Raw genomic sequence first — 17,703 nt, forward strand, 5'->3', positions numbered from 1 at the left:
CCAATCGTCAAGAGGTCCAGACCAACGTCGGCAAAGAACTGCTAAACCCCCAACTCCTGAGCCAGCACCGCCGCTTGGACCCTGCTCCGCAGCCCCAGCTTCCCCAGGACCTTGCTGACGTGCGTCTTCACCGTCGCCTCCGCCATGTCGAGCCGTACCGCGATCTCCGCGTTCGACAGACCGAGCCCCAGCGCGGAGAGCACCTCCCGCTCCCGGGGCGTCAACGCGTCCAGCACCGCCGGGTCCGCCCCCCGCTCCGGCCGTGCCGGACGGCCGCTCGCGGCGAACTCGGCGAGCAGCCGCCGGGTCACCGCCGGGGCGATCAGCCCCTCGCCCCGCGCCAACGTCCGCACCGCCTCGATCAGCTCCCGGGCGTCCGCGTTCTTCAGCAGGAAGCCCGCCGCGCCCGCCCGCAGCGCCCCGAACACATACGCGTCGAGATCGAAGGTCGTCAGCACCAGGACGTCGGCGAGCCCCTCCGCGACGACGATCCCGGTCGCCGTCACCCCGTCCATCCGGGGCATCTGGACGTCCATCAGGACCAGGTCCGGCCGCAGCTCGCGGGCCAGCTCCACCGCCCGCTCGCCGTCCGCCGCCTCGCCGACCACCTCGATGTCCGGCGCGCTCCCCAGGATCAGCACGAGCCCCGCCCGCACCGCGGACTGGTCCTCGGCGACCACCACCCGCACCGTCATGCGTTCCCCACCCTCTCGTCCGCGGGCAGCACCGCCCGCACCTGCCAGACCGACCCCGAGGCCGCCGCGCGGAACTCCCCGCCGAGCAGCTCCGTGCGCTCCCGCATGCCCACCAGACCCGAACCCGTGCCGGGCGCGCCCGGCCCCGGCCGCTGCCCGTACGGCGAGTCCACCGCCACCGTGAGGACACCGCCGGACCGGCCGATCCGCACCCTGACCGTACCGGGGGCGGCGTGCTTGACCGCGTTGGTCAGCGACTCCTGGACGATCCGGTACGCGGCCAGCTCCACCGGCGCCGGCAGCGAACCGCCCGGGGGACGGCTGTCCTCCAGGACGAACTCCAGGCCGCCCGCCGAACCGTTCGCCCGGGCCCGCGCGAGCAGCGAGTCCAGGGCGTCGAGGCTCGGCACGGCCCCCGGCTCCGGCTCCCCGCCGCTGTCCCGCAGCAGTCCGATGAGCCGCCGCATCTCGGCGAGGCCCGCCACGCTGTTCTCCCGGATCACCGTCAACGCCCGCCGGGTGGTGGCCGGTTCGTCGAGGGAGAGCGCGGCCGTGGAGTGGATCGCGATCGCCGACAGGTGGTTCGCGACCATGTCGTGCAGCTCGCGCGCCATCCGGGCCCGCTCGGCCACCACCGCCTGCGCCCGGTCCATCTCGGCGAGCAGCGCGGTCTGTTCGGCCCGCAGCCGGGCCGCGTCCGCCGCCTCCCGGTGGTTGCGGACGATCGCGCCGGTGATCGCGGGCAGGAAGGAGATCATGCCGGTGATCACACCGACGAGCAGCGCGTACGCGTTCTGCCACCACACCAGGAAGCCGATCGTCACCCCGACCGTGACGAGACCGGTGGTGTACGGGACGCGGCGGGCGTGGGCGGCCGACCCGTACACGACGGCCGCGTAGACGACGTCCGTGAACATCAGGACGGTGGCCAGGCTCCCGTACGTGAACTGGTCCGCGACGATCGCGAGCGTGCCGACGGTCAGCGCCGCCCTGGGCGCGGTCCGGCGCACCGCCTCGCACCCGGCCATCACCACGAGCGGCACCAGGGTCGCCCAGCGCTGGGTGAACGGCCGGTCCAGCTGGGTGTGCAGACCGAACCACCACAGGACCAGCCCGCCGACGAGGCCGACGGCGGCGATGGACAGGTCGGTGCGGTGCGGGCGGGGGAGCGTCACGTCCTCATCCAACACGCCCCCGCGCGCGCGAACCTCCCCGTCAGGGCCGATACGCGCGCGTGCCGCCCTCCGTCGAAGGATGTAGACGGACTTCGTCACCGGCGACGACGAACCGGAGCCGGTCCCACGGGACGCTGAAGGGGACCGAAAGGGGAACCGCCGTGATCGTCACGCTGATCGTGTTCTGCGAGGTCGGCTTCTGGGTCCTGCTGGCCGCCGGCCTCGCCACCCGCTACCTCCTGAAGATGCCCCGGGCGGGCATGGCGCTGCTGCTCGCCGAGCCGGTCCTGGAGGTCGTGCTCCTCGTCGCCACGGCGATCGACCTCAAGAACGGCGCCGATCCGAGCTGGGAGCACGGACTCGCCGCGCTCTACATCGGCTACACCGTCGGCCACGGCCACCGGACCGTGAAGTGGCTCGACGGCCACGCCGCCCACCGCCTCGGCGGCGCCCCGCCGCCCCCGAAGCCCCCGAAGTACGGCATGGCGCGCGCCCGCCACGAGGGCAGGATCTGGCTGGGCACGCTGGTCGGCGGCGCCGTCGCCACCGCCCTGCTGCTCCTGGCCACGGCGTACGTCGGCGACGACGGGAACACCGAGAGCCTGCGGAGCTGGATGTTCGCCGCCTGGCGGGCCGTCGGCATCCACGGCGTGATCGCGCTCAGCTACTTCGTCCACCCGAGGAAGGACCCGGCGGCCGGCTCAGCGGTCGCCGCCCGGCACCCAGAGGACGTCCCCGACCTCCTTGTTCGCGGTGCGCGCAAGAATGAAGAGCAGGTCTGACAGCCGGTTGAGGTAGGTGGCGGTCAGGGCGTTCATCGTCTCGCCGTGCACCTCCAGGGCCGCCCACGTGGAGCGCTCCGCCCGCCGGACGACCGTGCACGCCTGGTGCAGCAGGGCCGCCCCGGGCGTGCCGCCCGGCAGGATGAAGGAGCGCAGCTTGTCGAGCCGCTCCAGGAAGCGGTCGCAGTCGGCCTCCAGCTTGTCGACGTACGCCTGCTCGACGCGCAGCGGCGGGTACTCGGGGTTCTCCACCACCGGCGTGCAGAGGTCGGCGCCCACGTCGAAGAGGTCGTTCTGGATCCGGACGAGGACCTTCACGACGTCCTCGTCGAGCTGCCCGAGGGCGATGGCCGTCCCGATGGCGGCGTTGGCCTCGTTGGCGTCGGCGTAGGCCGAGATCCGCAGATCCGTCTTGGCGGTCCGGCTCATGTCGCCGAGCGCCGTGGTGCCCTTGTCGCCGGTGCGGGTGTAGATGCGCGTCAGATTGACCATGGGTCCAGCGTAGTTACGCGTGGGCCCCGCGGAACGTCCGTGTGCCGACCGTCACGGCGAGCGCCGTGAGCCCGGCCGCGGCGAGGACGCCGTACAGCATCGTGGCGGTCGCGTAGTGCCCGGTGTACGCGTCCCGGACCGCGTCCACCAGATAGCGGAACGGCACGAAGTGCGACAGGACGTCGAGCCAGCCGGGCGCGAGGGCCATCGGGAGCATCAGGCCGGACAGCAGCATCGCGGGCATGGCCAGGGTGTTGATCGCCGGACCGAACTCCTGTGGGCTGGGCAGCCGCAACGCGAGCACGTACGACAGCGAGGCGAGCGAGAAGGTGAGCAGGGCGACGAAGCCGAAGCCGATGAGGATGCCGGTGAGCGGCGCCCGCAGGCCCATGAGCAGGGCGGCGAGGACGAGCAGGACGGCCTGGAAGAGGAAGAGGACGGTGTCCCGCAGGGTCCGGCCGAGGAGCAGCGCCAGACGGCTGACCGGGGTGACCCGCAGGCGTTCGAGGACGCCCCAGTTCTTCTCCATGATGACGGCGAAGCCCGCGAACGAGGCCCCGAAGAGGCCGAGCTGGAGCAGCAGGCCCGGTACGAGGACCTGCCAGGAGTCGCCCGCGCGGCCGAGCGGCAGCCCGGTGAGCAGCGGGCCGAAGAAGAACAGGTAGAGCAGCGGCATCAGCGCGCCGAAGAAGATCTGGAACGGCGAGCGCAGGGTCTGCCGGGCGTAGCGGCCGAAGAGGACCGCGGTGTCGTGGAGAAGCATCGCGTGGACTCCTGGGCGGCGATCAGACGGCGACGGGCGTGGTGTCGACGGGCGCGGGGCCGCGTCCGGTGACGGCGAGGAAGGCGTCCTGGAGGGTGTCCGCGCCGTGCTCGGCCTTGAGCGCGGCGGGGGAGCCCTCGGCCGCGACGACGCCCCCGTCGATGATCACGAGCCGTTCGGCGAGGGCGTCCGCCTCGTCGAGGTAGTGGGTGGTGAGGACGACGGTGGTGCCGTGGTCGTCGCGCAGCCGCCGGACGAGCGCCCAGAGGGCGGCCCGGCTGCCCGGGTCGAGGCCGGTGGTCGGCTCGTCGAGGAAGAGCAGCGCGGGGCGGTGGGTGAGGCCGAGCGCGAGGTCGAGCCGGCGGCGCTGGCCGCCGGAGAGGGCGGCGGTGCTCCGGTCGAGGAGCTCGGTGAGGTCGAGGTCGCGGGCGAGTTCGGCGGCGCGGGCCGTGGCCTCGGTCCGGGGGAGGCCGTAGAGCCTGCCCTGGGTGACCAGTTCGGAGCGGACGGTCTCCTGCGGGTCGACGCCGCCGCCCTGGGCGACGTACCCGATCTTCCGCCGTACCGCGACGGGGTCCCGCAGCAGGTCGTGGCCGCAGACGGTGGCGGCGCCGCCGGTGGGCGGCAGCAGGGTGCTGAGCATCCGCAGGGTCGTGGACTTGCCGGCGCCGTTGGGCCCGAGGAAGCCGAGGATCTCGCCCGCTCGCACCGTGAGGTCGATGCCGCGGACCGCGTGCACCTCGCCCTGTTTCGTACGGAAGGTCCGGGAGAGCCCGGACGTGCTGATGATTGGCATGACGACTACAAAAACAGAGTCACTGAAATTTTGCAACGTCACCAAAATTTCAGGACGCCTAGGATGACGGCATGGGTGAAGGGCTCAGGGAGCGCAAGAAGCGTCAGACGAAACAGCGGATCTCGGACATCGCGACCGGGCTCTTCCTGGAGCGCGGCTTCCAGGCCGTGACGGTGGCGGAGATCGCGGAGGCCGCCGACGTCTCCGTCAACACCGTCTACAACTACTTCCCGGCCAAGGAGGACCTCTTCCTCGACCGGATGGAAGGCATCACCCACCGCCTCGCCCGGATGATCCGCGGCCGCGACCCGGGGGAGTCCGCGGCCCAGGCCGTGCTCCGCGAGATCCGAGGCCACGTCACCGCCGTCTCGCCCGCCTACGGGCTGATGGACGGCTACGCCGACTTCATGCGGGTGATCGACGAGGCCCCCACCCTCCAGGCCCGGCTCCTGGCCCTCCAGCAGGAGGTCCGGCGCACCACCGTCGCCGCCCTGCGCGAGGAGGTCGGCACCGGGCCCGACGACCCGATGCCGCTGCTCGTGGGCGGCCAGATCGCCTGGATCCAGGGCGCCGTCGTCGAGTTCATCAGCGACGCGATGACCGCCGGACGCAAGGCGACCGCCGTCTCCCGCGAGGCCCTCGTCCTCCTCGACGAGATCGAGGAGCTGCTGGGCGAGAAGGTCCTCACGTACGCCGTACGGGCCTGAGGGGCCTCCCCGGGCCTGTCGTGAGTGTGACGTCCGTCAAAGAGGGCGTGACGCGCATTACTTCACGGTCACATGGCGCCCCGCGACCGCTAATCTCCGCCGGAGAGCCAGAAGTGAACAGGCGTTAAAGGGGTGGAACATCGTGGCCAGGAAGCTCGCCGTCATCGGGGCCGGACTCATGGGGTCCGGCATCGCGCAGGTCTCGGCACAGGCGGGCTGGGACGTCGTCCTGCGTGACGTCACCGACGCCGCCCTCACCCGCGGCACCGACGGCATCAAGGCGTCGTACGACAAGTTCGTCGCCAAGGGCAAGCTCACCGCCGAGGACGCCGAGGCCGCGCTCGGCCGGATCACCGCCACCACCGAGCTCGACGCCGTCGCCGACGCGGACGTCGTCGTCGAGGCCGTCTTCGAGAACCTCGACGTCAAGCACGAGATCTTCCGCTCGCTCGACAAGATCGTCAAGGACGGCGCCGTCCTCGCCTCCAACACCTCCGCGATCCCGATCACCAAGATCGCCGCGGTGACCGGGCGCCCCGAGGCCGTCGTCGGCGTCCACTTCTTCTCGCCCGTGCCGATGATGCAGCTCGTCGAGCTGGTCCGCGGCTACAAGACGAGCGACGAGACCCTCGCCACCGCCCGCGCGTTCGCCGAGTCCGTCGGCAAGACCTGCATCGTCGTCAACCGCGACGTCGCCGGCTTCGTCACCACCCGCCTCATCTCGGCCCTCGTCGTCGAGGCCGCCAAGCTCCACGAGTCGGGCGTCGCCACCGCCGAGGACATCGACATCGCCTGCAAGCTCGGCTTCGGCCACGCCATGGGCCCGCTCGCCACCGCCGACCTCACCGGCATCGACATCCTGGTGAACGCCGCCAACAACATCTACACCGAGTCCCAGGACGAGAAGTTCGCGCCGCCGGAGCTGATGCGCCGGATGGTGGACGCGGGTGACATCGGCCGCAAGAGCGGGCAGGGCTTCTACAAGTACTGAGCCCCACCCACCACCCCGCCTCACTCCGTGGGGTGAATTTCGGTATCGGTTCGCTGACAAGGCGCAACGTATCTGCCGATGCGGCAGTCAGTTGTTGCGAAGACGGAGCACTCTCGGGGAGCGCATATGCACATCAGGGGCGACCACGTCGAGCTGGTCGTCGGGGGCCGCCTCGACGTCCGCAGCGCGGCGGACGCCCGTACGGTCCTGCACTCGGCCGTCGACGACGGAGTCGGCGACCTGGTGCTCGACCTGACCGGACTCGACTCCTGGGACGCGACCGGACTCGGCGTCATCATGGGCGCCCACCGGAGGGCCGGCCGCTGCGGCCGACGCCTCGTCCTGCGCGGGGTGCCGCCCCAGATGCAGCGCCTCCTCGTCGCCACCCGGCTCCACCGCATCCTCGCCATCGAGGGCGGCCTCGCCCTGGAGTCCCTTCCCCGCGTCTGACCTCCGGGACGGTCCTCCCGGCCCGCCGTCTGTGAAGCAGCTGTGTGAACCAGGCGTCACGCTCAATCCTCACAAGACCGTGACGTCTTGGTCTCGGGGGCACCCCGGCTGTTCCCGAGCCGCTGACCACGGTCTAGGGTTCGGTCGCCCGCACATTGACGGACCCGCCTGCACATGGGGCGGACCCACCGGCGGGCACCGGACACCGCTTCTTGGGGGCTAGGACCATGGACCCGATCAACCCTGGGTCGGAGGAGTACGGTCACGACACCGAGGGCGAGGAGGCCCGCCAGGGCCGTGGCGTGCCCGCGCCGGCGCCCGCGCGCGCCCGCGTCGTCCGGCTCGTCTCCGGCGAACTGCTCCTCACCGTCAACCCCGTCGACGGCAGCGAGATCGAACCCTGCCCGCCCGGCCAGGAACCGGCGGCCCCCCGCCCCCGCACCCCCGAGGAGCGCGCCGAGGCCGCCCGCGCCGTCGCCCCGCCCCTCCCGCCCGGCCCTCCCGCACCCGAGCTGCCCCTCCTCGAACGCCAGGAGGAGCGCGAGCGGCTCACCGGCATCCTCCGCCAGGGCCGCTGCGCCCGCCTCACCGGCGTCCCCGGCTCCGGCCGCACCGCCCTCCTCGACGCCGTCGCCGCCGACTGCGCCGACCTCGCCCCCGACGGGGTCGTCCGCCTCTCCGGCCGCCACCGCACGCCCACCGAACTCCTCCACGAGCTCTTCGCGGCCGTCCGGTACGCCCCCGGCCGGCGCCCCGACCGGGCCGACCTGCTCGACCGGCTGCGCGACGTCGGCGCCGTGGTCGTCGTCGACGACCTGGAGTTCGGCGGCGCCGCCCTCGACGAACTCCTCGCCGCTGCCCCCGAGTGCGCCTTCCTCCTCGCCGCGGGTCCCGACACCCCCGCACCCTCCGCCGACGCCCACGTCGAGGAGGTCCTCCTCGCCGGCCTCGGCCGCGCCGCCGCCCTCGAACTCCTGGAGAGCGCCGCCGGCCGCACCCTCACCGAGGAGGAGGCCAACTGGGCCGGCGACCTGTGGTTCGAGTCCGAAGGCCTCCCGCTCCGCTTCGTCCAGGCCGGCGCCCTCCTCCGGCAGCGCGACCGGCTGCGCGTCACCCCCGCCGAGTTCGACGCCTTCGGTGCCCTCGAAGAGGCCTTCGGCCCCTCCGACCCCGCCGCGTCGGCAGCCGCCGCGGCCGCCGCCTTCGACGGCACCGACCCCGACGTCGAACTGCGCGACGTGCCGCTGCCCAGCCTCGGCGAGGGCGCCGCCCCCGCCGCCCTCCTCGCCTCCCGCCTCAGCCGCGCCGCCCAGTCCGCCCTGCGCTTCGCCGTCGCCCTCGGCGGCGAGGTCCCGCACCAGGCCCACCTCCCCGCCCTCGTCGGCGACACCCACGCCGACGCCGCCCTCGGCGAACTCATGGCCTGCGGACTGCTCTCCCCGGCCGGCCCCCGCTACCGGCTCGCCGCCGGCGTCCTCACCCAGCTCCTCGCCCACGGCTACGACCACGGGGCCGCCGACCGCGCCCACACCCTCGCCCAGCACTACGCCTGGTGGGCCGCCCACCCCTCCGTCACCCCCGAACGGGCCGCCGCCGAGGCCGACGCGCTGCTCGCCGCCCTCACCGCGCTGATCCCCGGCACCGGCGAATCCGCCGCCGAACACCGCGCCACCGCCGTCCTCCTCGCCCGCGCCGCCGCCCCCGCCTTCGCCGCCGGACTGCACTGGGGCGCCTGGGAACGCGCCCTGCGCGCCGGCCAGGAGGCCGCCCGGCTCACCGGCGACGTCGCCGAAGAGGCCTACTTCCACCACGAGCTCGGCGTCCTCGCGATCTGCGCCGGAAACCTGGAACGCGCCCGCGCCGAGCTGGAGGCCTCCATCGGCATGCGCGGGGTGCTCGCCGACAAGCGCGGCACCGTCGCCGGCCGCCGGGCGCTCGCCCTCGTCTCCGACCTCTCCGGAGAGCACGCCGCCGCGGTCGCCCCGCGCGCCGACGAACCCCTCTCCCCGCCGCGCGGCACCCCCGCCCTACGCGGCCCCGCCGCCCGCCCCGCGAGACCGGAGACCGTCACGGCCCCGCTGCCCGGCGGCCCCCTCCGGACCCCGGCGCCGGCCCCCGTCCCCGCGTTCCCCGACTTCGCCGACGAGGCCCCGACGGTCCTCACCCACCCCGACACCGACGGCCGCCGCCCCGGCCTCAAGGGCGGCATCCTCGGCGGCGCCCGCCGCAACCTCGTCGCCGTCGGCGCGGGCGCGCTCCTCGTCGCCGTCCTCGGCACCGTCGTCACCCTCGGCGCCACCTCGGGCAACGGCGAGAACCCCGCCACCGACCGCGTCACCTCCGACAGCACCACCAGCGAGAGCGGCACCGACGACGGCCTCGACGGCGAGGAGCCGCCGGCCGACGGCGAGGCCGACCCGGCCGAGACGGGCAAGGCGACCCGGTCGGGCTCCCCGAGCCCGTCGAGCTCCGGGAGCGCGTCGCCCTCCTCCTCGACGGACCCGTCCGCCTCGGGCTCGCCGTCGCCGTCGGACAGCCCGACGACCGGCACCCCCACGGAGACCACGGCACCGCCGACCGGACGGCCCACGACGACCCGGCCGCCGGTCACGACCACCCTGCCGCCGAGGCCGACGACCACGACGCCGAAGCCGCCGCCGACCACCACCAGCCCGCCGCCGTCGACCGAGCCGCCGACGACGGCCCCGCCGACGACGACCGCGCCTCCGGCGAGCGAGACCACCACCCTCGGGGCCCCCTCCGCCTCCGAGACGTCCAGCCCCTCGTCGACGCCCGCCTGACCCCGTACGACAACGACGACGGCCCCGGGCGCGCTCGGCGCACCCGGGGCCGTCGCCCGCCGGACGGGCTCAGAACAGCCGCAGCTTGTCGTCCTCGATGCCGCGCAGCGCGTCGTAGTCGAGGACCACGCAGCCGATCCCGCGGTCCGTCGCGAGGACCCGCGCCTGCGGCTTGATCTCCTGGGCGGCGAAGACGCCCTTCACCGGGGCGAGGTGCGGGTCGCGGTTGAGCAGCTCCAGGTAGCGGGTCAGCTGCTCGACGCCGTCGATCTCGCCGCGCCGCTTGATCTCCACCGCCACCGTCGCGCCGTCGGCGTCCCGGCACAGGATGTCCACGGGGCCGATCGCGGTCGGGTACTCGCGGCGGATCAGGGTGTAGCCCTCGCCGAGGGTCTCGATGCGGTCGGCGAGCAGCTCCTGGAGGTGCGCCTCGACGCCGTCCTTGATGAGGCCCGGGTCGACGCCCAGTTCGTGCGAGGAGTCGTGGAGGATCTCCTCCATCGTGATGATCAGTTTCTCGCCCGCTTTGTTGATCACGGTCCAGATGCCCGCCTCGCCGTCGACGCCCTCCTTCAGCGTGCACGGCGGGGACATCCAGTTGAGCGGTTTGTACGCCCGGTCGTCCGCGTGGATGGAGACGCTGCCGTCTGCCTTGACCAGGATCAGACGGGGTGCGGAGGGCAGGTGGGCGGTGAGCCGGCCCGCGTAGTCCACGGAACAACGGGCAATGACGAGACGCATGGTCGGCAACGCTACAAGACGGGCGCTCTTCCGCGCGATTCGGGCATCGCCCCGACGGGAGGTGGGGGCCGTCGTGAGCCGAACACCCGTCGGTTATCAGCCGGTTGTGTGCCCATTCTTCTGGTGTCGCCCGGACCGCGCGCTTACCGTGGAAGCTGGAGGTCGTCGTCCGTGCACGCTGCGTGGCGCACGGCGGCCTTCGTCCCTGCCCGCAAGACCCCGTCCGCGGGGTCGCGAGAGGAGAACCCATGTCGCTCGACGTCTCACCGGCCCTGTTGGAACAGGCCGAGCGAGGCGAGGTCGACGAAGCCGACTTCGTCGACTGCGTCCGGACCTCCCTGCCCTACGCATGGGAGATGATCAGTTCTCTGGTGGCACAGCTGAAGGTCGACGGCGGAGAGTTCGCCGACAACCAGACGCCGCCGCCGAATGAGCAGGCACGTGGTCAGCTGCTGCGCGCGCTCGCGAGCGACGCCATTCGTGGTGCGCTGCAGCGGCACTTCGGGGTGCGTCTCGCCTTCCAGAACTGCCACCGCGTGGCGGTCTTCCCGCTGGACCCGTCGGTGGACGAGCGACTCGCCCGTTTCACGTCCGTACGGGGGCAGCTGCTGAACCAGTCGCCGGAACTGCGCGACTGCTGAGACATGGTGCTGCCGCTCCGCACCGCGGGAGAACGCGAACGATGCGAGCCGACGCGCATCGCCGCCGAGGGGCGCGGAAGCGGCAGCACAGTCGGCACCGCTCCCGTGAGGGCCCTCACACCAGGAGCGGCAGGACCTCCGCGCCCAGGCGCCGGACGTTCTCCTCGGTCGCCGCGAGGTCGCCCGAGCCCTCCGCGAGGAGGGCGAAGCGCGTGATGCCCGTGCGCTCCGCGGTCGCCGCGAGCCGGTCCGCCGCCTGCCGGGGCGTGCCCACCGGGTGCAGTCCGCACAGCAGCTCCGTGTACGCCACGGGGTCCCGCATCGCCCGGTGCCGGCCGTCCACCGTGACGTGCGCGTCGAGCCCTTGCCTCAGCCAGCCCGGCATCGCCTTGACCAGCGCCTCCGCCGCGTCCGCGCCCCGGTCCGCGAGCTGTGCCACCCCCGCCGAGACGTGGCCGGCGCCGATCCGCGCGATCTCGTCCGGGTCCCGCCCGGCCTCCCGCGCGCACCGTGCCCAGGCCGCGACCATCTCGGCCTTGTCCTCGTCGCCGCAGTGCATCCCGAGCAGCATCGGCAGTCCGCGCTCTGCCGCGAGCCGCACGCTCTTCGGCGAGGTGCAGGCCACCACCACCTCGGGGACGGCGGCCCCGCCGATCAGCTCGTCGGGGCGGGGCACCACGGGCACCTCGCGGAAAGCGAACCGTTCCCCCTCGGCGCCGACGCGCGGCTCGGTGAGCCAGCGCAGCAGCAGGTCGAGCGATTCGGGGAACCCCTTCTCGTACGCCGCCAGGCCCGCGCCGAAGACCTCCAGGTCCACCCAGGGTCCGCCCCGGCCCACCCCCAGGGTGAACCGGCCGCCCGAGGTGAGGTGCAGCAGCGCCGCCTGCTCGCCGAGGGCGACCGGGTGGACGGTCGGCAGCACGCTCACCGCCGTGCCGACCCGGAGCCGCCGGGTGCGGCCGAGGAGCAGCGCGGCCAGTGTCACGGCCGAGGGGCAGACCCCGTACGGCACGAAGTGGTGCTCGGCGAGCCAGACGGAGTCGAGGCCCGCCTCCTCCGCCACCTCGGCGGTCCGCACCGCCCGGTGCAGTGCCTCCCCCTGGCCCTGGCCCGGGAACTGGGCTGCCAGAACGAACGTACCCACGCGCATCGCCTTTGCCTCCTTGCGGCCGACGCGTATCTCCCCTCGCACTGGCACCAACGTCTGACACGTGCCAAAGGCAACGGCCGTTCATGAAGTTCTTGCGATTTTCGGCTAAGCCGTCCCGGGCGGGGCCCTGGGCACCGCGTGGCGGCCCGTAGGCTTGGGAGAACGGTCCGTGTTCCCAGACCCCCGTGAGGTGTGCCCGTGTCCCCGCGTCACAACCGCTCCCGAGGCGGCGAGAAGCCCGTGCAGCAGGGCGACCACGGCGACCGGTACGGCGGTGTGCAGCGCACCGAGACCTGGCAGGGCGAGGAGTGGTACGTCCGGCTGGTCGCCGGGGCGAGCGCGCCCGGCAAGCGCTACCGCTGCCCGGGCTGCGACCAGGAGATCCCGTCCGGCGCCCCGCACGTGGTCGCCTGGCCGGAGTGGGGCGGGGTGGACGACCGCCGCCACTGGCACAAGGCCTGCTGGAACGCGAAGGACCGCCGCACCAGCAGGGTGCAGCGGTCCCGCAACGCGCCGAGGTACTAGCCCGTCAGACGTCCCGGCTGTTCAGCACGGCGAACGCGCCGCCCAGGGCCGCCGCCGCGATCCCCGCCATGATCAGCAGCGGCTCCCAGCCCGCCGGGCCCGAGTCGCCGAGCGGCGGGGCGTCGCTGTAGAGCGCGATCATCTGCGAGGGGATCGCGTAGGTGAACAGGAAGTCCCGCACCGACAGCAGCGCCTCGGTGAACATGAACATGCCCGCCACCAGCGGAAGCAGCAGCAGACCGATCATCACCGTGATCGCGCCCGCCGAGTGCCGGATGAGGGTGCCGACCGCCATCGAGAGCAGCCCGAGCGTCGCCAGGTAGGCGGCCGCCCCCACCGTCGCCCGCAGCCATTCGGCGGCCGTCGGCTCCGCCGCGTCCACCATGGCGACCTGGGCCGCCGCCACGAGCGTCGCGACCACGGCGGTGAGCGTGAAGACCAGCAGGAAGAAGACGATCGCCTTCGCCGTGAGCACCCGGGCCCGGCTCGGACAGGCCGTCAGGGTCGTCCGGATCATGCCCGTGCCGTACTCGGAGGCGATCGTCAGGACGCCCAGCGTGATCACGCAGATCGACGCCGGCAGCATCCCGAAGAAGCCGAAGCCCAGCGCGGACTCCTCGCCCATCGGCGCCTCCGAGGCCGAGGCGATGGCGGCGACACCCATCCCGATGCCGACCATCAGCAGGACCATCACCCCCAGCGTCCACATCGTCGAACGCACCGAGCGGATCTTCGTCCACTCGGAGGCGAGCGCGTCACCGAGGTGCGCGGCGCGGACCGGGATGGGGGAGACGTAGGCGTGCGGCGCCGGGGCGTGGTGAGGGGCGGGGGCGGTCATCGGGCGTCCTTCGGAGTGTCGCTCGGCTGCGGGCTGTTCGGCTGAGGGGCACCCGGCTGCGGAGCGGCCGGAGGGGCGTACGGACCCGGCGCGGGAGCCTGCGGGGCCCCGGCGTACGGGTTCTGCGCGGGGGCCTGCGGAGCCGCGCCGTACGGGTGCTGTCCGGGCGGCGGCGGGGCGTACCAGCCCTGCTGCGGCACCTCCTGGACCGGCGGCTGCGGCGGCATCCCGTACCCCGGCTGTCCGGGCTGCACCGGTGGCTGGAGGTGGGCGAGCCGGTCGTCGGTGGAGCGGTAGTCCACGGCGCCCTGCGTCAGCCGCATGTACGCCTCCTCCAGCGACGCCTGGTGCGGGGACAGCTCCCAGAGCCGTACGTCCGCGCCGTGCGCGAGGTCGCTGATCCGCGGCAGCGGCAGGCCCGTCACGCGCAGCGCCCCGTCCGGCTCCGACAGCACCTGGCCGCCCGCCTCCACGAGCACCGACGTCAGCTTCTCCCGCTGCGCCGGCTCGGTGCCCGGCGTCCGCACCCGGGCGAAGTCGGCGGAGTTCGCCGAGATGAAGTCCTTGACGCTCATGTCCGCGAGCAGCTGCCCCCGGCCGATCACGATCAGGTGGTCGGCCGTCAGCGCCATCTCGCTCATGAGGTGGCTGGAGACGAAGACCGTGCGGCCCTCGGCGGCCAGCTTCTTCATCAGGTTCCGCACCCAGAGGATGCCCTCGGGGTCCAGGCCGTTGACGGGCTCGTCGAAGAGCAGCACCTGCGGGTCGCCCAGGAGCGCCGCCGCGATGCCGAGCCGCTGGCCCATGCCGAGCGAGAAGCCCTTCGAGCGCCGCTTGGCGACGTCCTGGAGGCCGACCACGCCGAGGACCTCGTCGACGCGCTGCGCCGGGATGCCGGCCAGCTGTGCGAGCGACAGGAGGTGGCTGCGCGCGCTGCGGCCGCCGTGCACGGCCTTGGCGTCGAGGAGCGCGCCGACCTGCCGGGGCGCGTTCGGCAGCTGCCGGAAGGGGTGGCCGCCGATCGTGACGTGACCCGCGGTGGGCCGGTCGAGCCCCAGGATCATGCGCATGGTCGTCGACTTGCCCGACCCGTTGGGCCCCAGGAACCCGGTGACGACACCGGGCCTCACCTGGAAGGAAAGGTTGTACACGGCCGTCTTGGCGCCGTAGCGCTTCGTCAGGCCGACTGCCTCGATCATTCTCCAGCCCCATCGACAGGTCGGTCGCATCCATGTCGGGGCGTGGCGGCCGTCGGCCGGAGCCCCCCGTATGAGCTAGGAGCTTATCCAGCCGTTGACGGTTCCGGCCAAGCGCGAGGAATCAGGCGTCCCGCTTCTTCATCACGAGATAGCCCCCGACGAGCGAGGCCGCCACCCAGAGCACCATGATCCCGAGCCCGCCCCACGGCCCGTACGGCGCCTCCTCCGAGTTCATCGCGTCGGGGACGACCCGCATGACCTTCGAGCCGGCCTGGTCGGGGAAGTAGAGCGCCACCTCCTTGGCCTTCGGCACGGCCGACAGGATCTGCGAGACCAGGAAGAAGAACGGCACGAGGATGCCGAGCGACAGCATCGACGAGCGCAGCATCGCCGCCACGCCCATGGAGAAGACCGCCATCAGCCCCATGTAGAGCCCGCCGCCGACCACCGCCCGCAGCACGCCGTCGTCCCCGATGGAGACCCGGTGCCCGCCGAGCAGCGCCTGCCCCAGGAAGAAGGCGAGGAAGCTCGTCGCGAGCCCCACCAGGAGCGCGAGCCCGCCCGCGACCGCGATCTTCGAGAAGAGGAAGGTCGCGCGCTGCGGCACGGCGGCCAGCGAGGTGCGGATCATGCCCGAGGAGTACTCGGTCCCCACCACCAGGACGCCGAAGACCACCATCGCCAGCTGGCCCAGGATCATCCCGGAGAAGCTGATCAGGGTCGGGTCGAAGGTGAGCCGCTCGGCCTCCCTCATGTCGTCGAAGGTGGCGTTCGTCAGGGCGCACAGCGCCGCGCCCATCGCCACCGTGACGAAGAGGGCGCTCGCCAGCGTCCAGACGGTCGACGACACCGTCCGGATCTTGGTCCACTCGGACCGCAGTACCGCGGATGCCACTGCCATCGTTCAGGCTCCCTCGGAGGTCTGGCCCCAGCGGGGGCCGGGCGCCGCGGCGCCGCTGTGAACATCGGTGCCCTGCGCGTGGTACTCCACCGCGGCGGCCGTCATCTGCATGAACGCCTCTTCGAGGGAGGCCCGCTGCGCGCTCAGCTCGTGCAGCACCAGGCCGTTCTCCGCGGCCAGTTCGCCCAGCTTCTCCGTCGTCGCCCCGTCCACCTCCAGGGCCCCGCCGCCGGCCTCGACCACGACGAATCCGTTCGCGTGGAGCACGTCCCGCAGGCGTTCCTGCTGCGGAGAGCGCATCCGCACATAACTCCGGGAATTCTGCTGGATGAAATCCGCCATCGAGGTGTCGGCCAGCAGTTTCCCCTGCCCGATCACGATCAGGTGATCCGCCGTCAGCGCCATTTCACTCATCAGATGGCTGGAAACGAAGATCGTCCGGCCCTCGGCCGCCAACGCCTTCATCAGATTGCGGATCCAGTGAATTCCCTCGGGGTCCAGACCATTGACGGGTTCGTCGAACATCAGGATCTCGGGATCACCGAGGAGCGCCGAAGCGATCCCCAGCCGCTGCCCCATGCCGAGGGAGAAACCCTTCGACTTCTTCTTCGCGACCGCCGTCAGACCCACCAGGTCCAGCACCTCGCCCACCCGGCTCGCCGGGATGCGGTTGGACTGCGCCAGACACAGCAGGTTGTTGTAGGCGGAGCGGCCGCCGTGCATCGCCTTCGCGTCGAGCAGCGCCCCGATGTACTTCAGCGGCTCGGCCAGGTCCCGGTAGTGCCTGCCGTCGATCCGGACCGTCCCGCTCGTCGGGTTGTCCAGGTCGAGCATCATCCGCATCGTCGTCGACTTGCCCGCCCCGTTCGGCCCGAGGAAGCCGGTGACCACGCCAGGGCGGACCTGGAAGGAGAGGTGGTCGACCGCCGTCTTCGTCCCGTAGCGCTTGGTCAGGTCCTCGAGCTCGATCATGCGTCCCAAGCTAAGGGCGCGCAAAACCCCCCGCCACCGGAGTGACGGGGGGTTCCGGAACGTGCCGTCGGCTCGTTACCGCGACTGCTGGGCCGGGACGCCGGCCGTGCGCTCGTCGTCGATCGGGGAGCCGGCCGCCGCCACCGCGGCACCGGTCAGCGTCGCCAGCATCTCGCGGACGTTGGTCAGCTGCGCGTTGATCGAGTCGCGGCGGTTCGTCAGCGCCGCGAGCTCGCGCTCCGATTCCGAACGGATCCGGTCGGCCTTGGCGTTCGCGTCGGCCACGATGTCCTCGGCCTGGCGCTGCGCGGTCTCCACCGTCTGACGGGCCCGGCGCTCCGCGTCCGTGCGCAGCTTCTCGGCCTCCAGGCGGAGCTGCTCGGCGCGGTGCTCGATCTCCGCGAGGCGCTTCTCGGCCTTCGCCTGGCGCGAGGCCAGGTCCCGCTCCGACTGCTCGCGGCGCTTCGCCAGGTTCGTCTCGAAGTCCGCGGCGGCCTGGGCGGCCTTGGCGCGGGTCTCCTCGAAGAGGGCGTCCGCCTCCTCGCGCTTCGACTGCGCGTCCTTCTGGGCCTCGGCGCGCAGCGAGTTGGCCTCGCCCTGCGCCTTCTCGACGATCCGGACGCCCTCGTCCTCGGCCTTCGCCTTGCGCTCGGCCGCGAACGACTCCGCGTCGTTGCGCACCTGCTGGGCGGCCGACTCGGCCAGCTCGCGGTGCTGCTCGGCGGCGCGACGGGCCTCCTCACGCAGGTCCTTCGCCTCCTCCTCGGCCAGCCGGAGGATCTTCTCGACCCGGGCGCCGAGCCCCGCGTACGACGGCTCGGCGTCGGTGACCTGCGCCTGGGCGTTCTGCGTCTCGAGGTGGAGCTCCTCGATGCGCTTCTCCAGCGAGGTGATGCGGGACAGGGCACTGTCGCGGTCGGCCACGAGCTTGGTAATGCGGTCGTCCACCTGACCGCGGTCGTAACCGCGCCGCACGAGCTCGAAGCCGAAGGGGGAGGAAGTGTCGCTCATGGGGTTCCTGTCGAATGAGACCGGTGAGGTGTTAGAGGGAATCCTAGGGGCCGAAGCGGCGTGTCATCGAGCG

The 17,703-nt window shown here is 72.7% G+C and carries 19 protein-coding genes; 7 read left to right on the plus strand and 12 right to left on the minus strand.

Going from position 1 to position 17,703, the window contains the following annotated elements; genetic code table 11:
- Positions 1 to 41 precede the first annotated feature (41 nt).
- The gene (locus ACIGW4_RS18570) at positions 42 to 695 is read right to left on the minus strand and encodes a response regulator (RefSeq protein ID WP_399581562.1); all 654 of its coding nucleotides are present in this window, start codon (positions 693 to 695) and stop codon (positions 42 to 44) included.
- On the minus strand, positions 692 to 1,870 hold the full coding sequence (locus ACIGW4_RS18575; protein WP_398707499.1) for a sensor histidine kinase: 1,179 nt from the start codon (positions 1,868 to 1,870) through the stop codon (positions 692 to 694). Before ACIGW4_RS18575 ends, ACIGW4_RS18570 begins: the two co-directional genes overlap by 4 nt.
- A 161-nt stretch (positions 1,871 to 2,031) precedes the next feature.
- Here ACIGW4_RS18575 and ACIGW4_RS18580 point away from each other — a divergent pair, with 161 nt between their 5' ends.
- Positions 2,032 to 2,652: a hypothetical protein gene (locus tag ACIGW4_RS18580; RefSeq protein ID WP_399581565.1), complete on the plus strand. Its 621-nt coding sequence runs from the start codon at positions 2,032 to 2,034 to the stop codon at positions 2,650 to 2,652.
- On the opposite strand, the gene ACIGW4_RS18585 is transcribed toward ACIGW4_RS18580, so the two are convergent.
- The 3 genes from ACIGW4_RS18585 to ACIGW4_RS18595 are packed head-to-tail and all read right to left on the minus strand — an operon-like array spanning position 2,572 to position 4,703.
- Entirely contained in the window at positions 2,572 to 3,144 is a 573-nt protein-coding gene (locus tag ACIGW4_RS18585; protein ID WP_359588276.1) for a cob(I)yrinic acid a,c-diamide adenosyltransferase, read from the minus strand. The genes ACIGW4_RS18580 and ACIGW4_RS18585 overlap by 81 nt on opposite strands.
- Positions 3,145 to 3,157: 13 nt before the next feature.
- Complete coding sequence (locus ACIGW4_RS18590; RefSeq protein WP_123455424.1) at positions 3,158 to 3,907, minus strand: ABC transporter permease; 750 nt, start codon at positions 3,905 to 3,907, stop codon at positions 3,158 to 3,160.
- Positions 3,908 to 3,929: 22 nt separating this feature from the next.
- Positions 3,930 to 4,703: an ABC transporter ATP-binding protein gene (locus ACIGW4_RS18595; protein ID WP_123455425.1), complete on the minus strand. Its 774-nt coding sequence runs from the start codon at positions 4,701 to 4,703 to the stop codon at positions 3,930 to 3,932.
- Positions 4,704 to 4,774: 71 nt separating this feature from the next.
- Here ACIGW4_RS18595 and ACIGW4_RS18600 point away from each other — a divergent pair, with 71 nt between their 5' ends.
- From ACIGW4_RS18600 to ACIGW4_RS18615, 4 genes are all read left to right on the plus strand, one after another.
- Positions 4,775 to 5,410 carry a TetR/AcrR family transcriptional regulator gene (locus ACIGW4_RS18600; protein ID WP_123455426.1) on the plus strand — a complete coding sequence of 212 codons (636 nt, stop codon included), beginning with the start codon at positions 4,775 to 4,777 and terminating at the stop codon, positions 5,408 to 5,410.
- Positions 5,411 to 5,552: 142 nt separating this feature from the next.
- The gene (locus tag ACIGW4_RS18605) at positions 5,553 to 6,401 is read left to right on the plus strand and encodes a 3-hydroxyacyl-CoA dehydrogenase family protein (protein ID WP_123455427.1); all 849 of its coding nucleotides are present in this window, start codon (positions 5,553 to 5,555) and stop codon (positions 6,399 to 6,401) included.
- A gap of 126 nt (positions 6,402 to 6,527) precedes the next feature.
- The gene (locus tag ACIGW4_RS18610) at positions 6,528 to 6,851 is read left to right on the plus strand and encodes an STAS domain-containing protein (protein ID WP_030210572.1); all 324 of its coding nucleotides are present in this window, start codon (positions 6,528 to 6,530) and stop codon (positions 6,849 to 6,851) included.
- 227 nt (positions 6,852 to 7,078) lie between these two features.
- Positions 7,079 to 9,652 carry an ATP-binding protein gene (locus tag ACIGW4_RS18615; protein ID WP_399581570.1) on the plus strand — a complete coding sequence of 858 codons (2,574 nt, stop codon included), beginning with the start codon at positions 7,079 to 7,081 and terminating at the stop codon, positions 9,650 to 9,652.
- Between the two features lie 69 nt (positions 9,653 to 9,721).
- Here the strand turns inward: ACIGW4_RS18615 and nucS are convergent, their stop codons facing one another.
- Positions 9,722 to 10,393: an endonuclease NucS gene (gene nucS / locus ACIGW4_RS18620; RefSeq protein ID WP_041131270.1), complete on the minus strand. Its 672-nt coding sequence runs from the start codon at positions 10,391 to 10,393 to the stop codon at positions 9,722 to 9,724.
- Positions 10,394 to 10,641: 248 nt separating this feature from the next.
- Here nucS and ACIGW4_RS18625 point away from each other — a divergent pair, with 248 nt between their 5' ends.
- Positions 10,642 to 11,034, plus strand: coding sequence for an SCO5389 family protein (locus tag ACIGW4_RS18625; protein ID WP_015036224.1), 393 nt, complete (start codon positions 10,642 to 10,644; stop codon positions 11,032 to 11,034).
- A 115-nt stretch (positions 11,035 to 11,149) separates the two neighbouring features.
- Here ACIGW4_RS18625 and ACIGW4_RS18630 read toward each other — a convergent pair whose 3' ends face one another.
- Positions 11,150 to 12,184 (minus strand): LLM class flavin-dependent oxidoreductase, encoded by a 1,035-nt coding sequence (locus ACIGW4_RS18630; RefSeq protein ID WP_123455430.1) that lies wholly within the window; start codon positions 12,182 to 12,184, stop codon positions 11,150 to 11,152.
- Positions 12,185 to 12,382: 198 nt separating this feature from the next.
- On the opposite strand from ACIGW4_RS18630, the gene ACIGW4_RS18635 reads away from it, so the two are divergent.
- Positions 12,383 to 12,709: an ATP/GTP-binding protein gene (locus ACIGW4_RS18635; protein ID WP_123457496.1), complete on the plus strand. Its 327-nt coding sequence runs from the start codon at positions 12,383 to 12,385 to the stop codon at positions 12,707 to 12,709.
- A gap of 4 nt (positions 12,710 to 12,713) precedes the next feature.
- On the opposite strand, the gene ACIGW4_RS18640 is transcribed toward ACIGW4_RS18635, so the two are convergent.
- From ACIGW4_RS18640 to ACIGW4_RS18660, 5 genes are all read right to left on the minus strand, one after another.
- Positions 12,714 to 13,547, minus strand: a complete 834-nt coding sequence (locus ACIGW4_RS18640; protein WP_399581574.1) for an ABC transporter permease subunit — start codon at positions 13,545 to 13,547, stop codon at positions 12,714 to 12,716.
- Positions 13,544 to 14,746 (minus strand): ABC transporter ATP-binding protein, encoded by a 1,203-nt coding sequence (locus ACIGW4_RS18645; RefSeq protein ID WP_399581576.1) that lies wholly within the window; start codon positions 14,744 to 14,746, stop codon positions 13,544 to 13,546. Before ACIGW4_RS18645 ends, ACIGW4_RS18640 begins: the two co-directional genes overlap by 4 nt.
- A 121-nt stretch (positions 14,747 to 14,867) precedes the next feature.
- Positions 14,868 to 15,647, minus strand: coding sequence for an ABC transporter permease (locus ACIGW4_RS18650; protein WP_359588279.1), 780 nt, complete (start codon positions 15,645 to 15,647; stop codon positions 14,868 to 14,870).
- Positions 15,648 to 15,650: 3 nt separating this feature from the next.
- Positions 15,651 to 16,619 carry an ABC transporter ATP-binding protein gene (locus ACIGW4_RS18655; protein ID WP_123455434.1) on the minus strand — a complete coding sequence of 323 codons (969 nt, stop codon included), beginning with the start codon at positions 16,617 to 16,619 and terminating at the stop codon, positions 15,651 to 15,653.
- Positions 16,620 to 16,694: 75 nt separating this feature from the next.
- Positions 16,695 to 17,630 carry a cellulose-binding protein gene (locus ACIGW4_RS18660; protein WP_116158785.1) on the minus strand — a complete coding sequence of 312 codons (936 nt, stop codon included), beginning with the start codon at positions 17,628 to 17,630 and terminating at the stop codon, positions 16,695 to 16,697.
- Positions 17,631 to 17,703 lie beyond the last annotated feature (73 nt).

It is taken from the genome of Streptomyces sp. NPDC053513 (assembly GCF_044544765.1).
Classification (GTDB): domain Bacteria; phylum Actinomycetota; class Actinomycetes; order Streptomycetales; family Streptomycetaceae; genus Streptomyces; species Streptomyces litmocidini.

Excerpts from the sequence above, each read along its gene's own strand:
- nucS (WP_041131270.1), bottom strand. The coding sequence starts at position 10,393 with ATGCGTCTCGTCATTGCCCGTTGTTCCGTGGACTACGCGGGCCGGCTC.
- ACIGW4_RS18595 (WP_123455425.1), bottom strand. The coding sequence starts at position 4,703 with ATGCCAATCATCAGCACGTCCGGGCTCTCCCGGACCTTCCGTACGAAA.
- ACIGW4_RS18640 (WP_399581574.1), bottom strand. The coding sequence starts at position 13,547 with ATGACCGCCCCCGCCCCTCACCACGCCCCGGCGCCGCACGCCTACGTC.
- ACIGW4_RS18655 (WP_123455434.1), bottom strand. The coding sequence starts at position 16,619 with ATGATCGAGCTCGAGGACCTGACCAAGCGCTACGGGACGAAGACGGCG.
- ACIGW4_RS18610 (WP_030210572.1), top strand. The coding sequence starts at position 6,528 with ATGCACATCAGGGGCGACCACGTCGAGCTGGTCGTCGGGGGCCGCCTC.
- ACIGW4_RS18630 (WP_123455430.1), bottom strand. The coding sequence starts at position 12,184 with ATGCGCGTGGGTACGTTCGTTCTGGCAGCCCAGTTCCCGGGCCAGGGC.
- ACIGW4_RS18650 (WP_359588279.1), bottom strand. The coding sequence starts at position 15,647 with ATGGCAGTGGCATCCGCGGTACTGCGGTCCGAGTGGACCAAGATCCGG.
- ACIGW4_RS18660 (WP_116158785.1), bottom strand. The coding sequence starts at position 17,630 with ATGAGCGACACTTCCTCCCCCTTCGGCTTCGAGCTCGTGCGGCGCGGT.
- ACIGW4_RS18600 (WP_123455426.1), top strand. The coding sequence starts at position 4,775 with ATGGGTGAAGGGCTCAGGGAGCGCAAGAAGCGTCAGACGAAACAGCGG.
- ACIGW4_RS18645 (WP_399581576.1), bottom strand. The coding sequence starts at position 14,746 with ATGATCGAGGCAGTCGGCCTGACGAAGCGCTACGGCGCCAAGACGGCC.
- ACIGW4_RS18585 (WP_359588276.1), bottom strand. The coding sequence starts at position 3,144 with ATGGTCAATCTGACGCGCATCTACACCCGCACCGGCGACAAGGGCACC.
- ACIGW4_RS18615 (WP_399581570.1), top strand. The coding sequence starts at position 7,079 with ATGGACCCGATCAACCCTGGGTCGGAGGAGTACGGTCACGACACCGAG.
- ACIGW4_RS18590 (WP_123455424.1), bottom strand. The coding sequence starts at position 3,907 with ATGCTTCTCCACGACACCGCGGTCCTCTTCGGCCGCTACGCCCGGCAG.
- ACIGW4_RS18625 (WP_015036224.1), top strand. The coding sequence starts at position 10,642 with ATGTCGCTCGACGTCTCACCGGCCCTGTTGGAACAGGCCGAGCGAGGC.
- ACIGW4_RS18570 (WP_399581562.1), bottom strand. The coding sequence starts at position 695 with ATGACGGTGCGGGTGGTGGTCGCCGAGGACCAGTCCGCGGTGCGGGCG.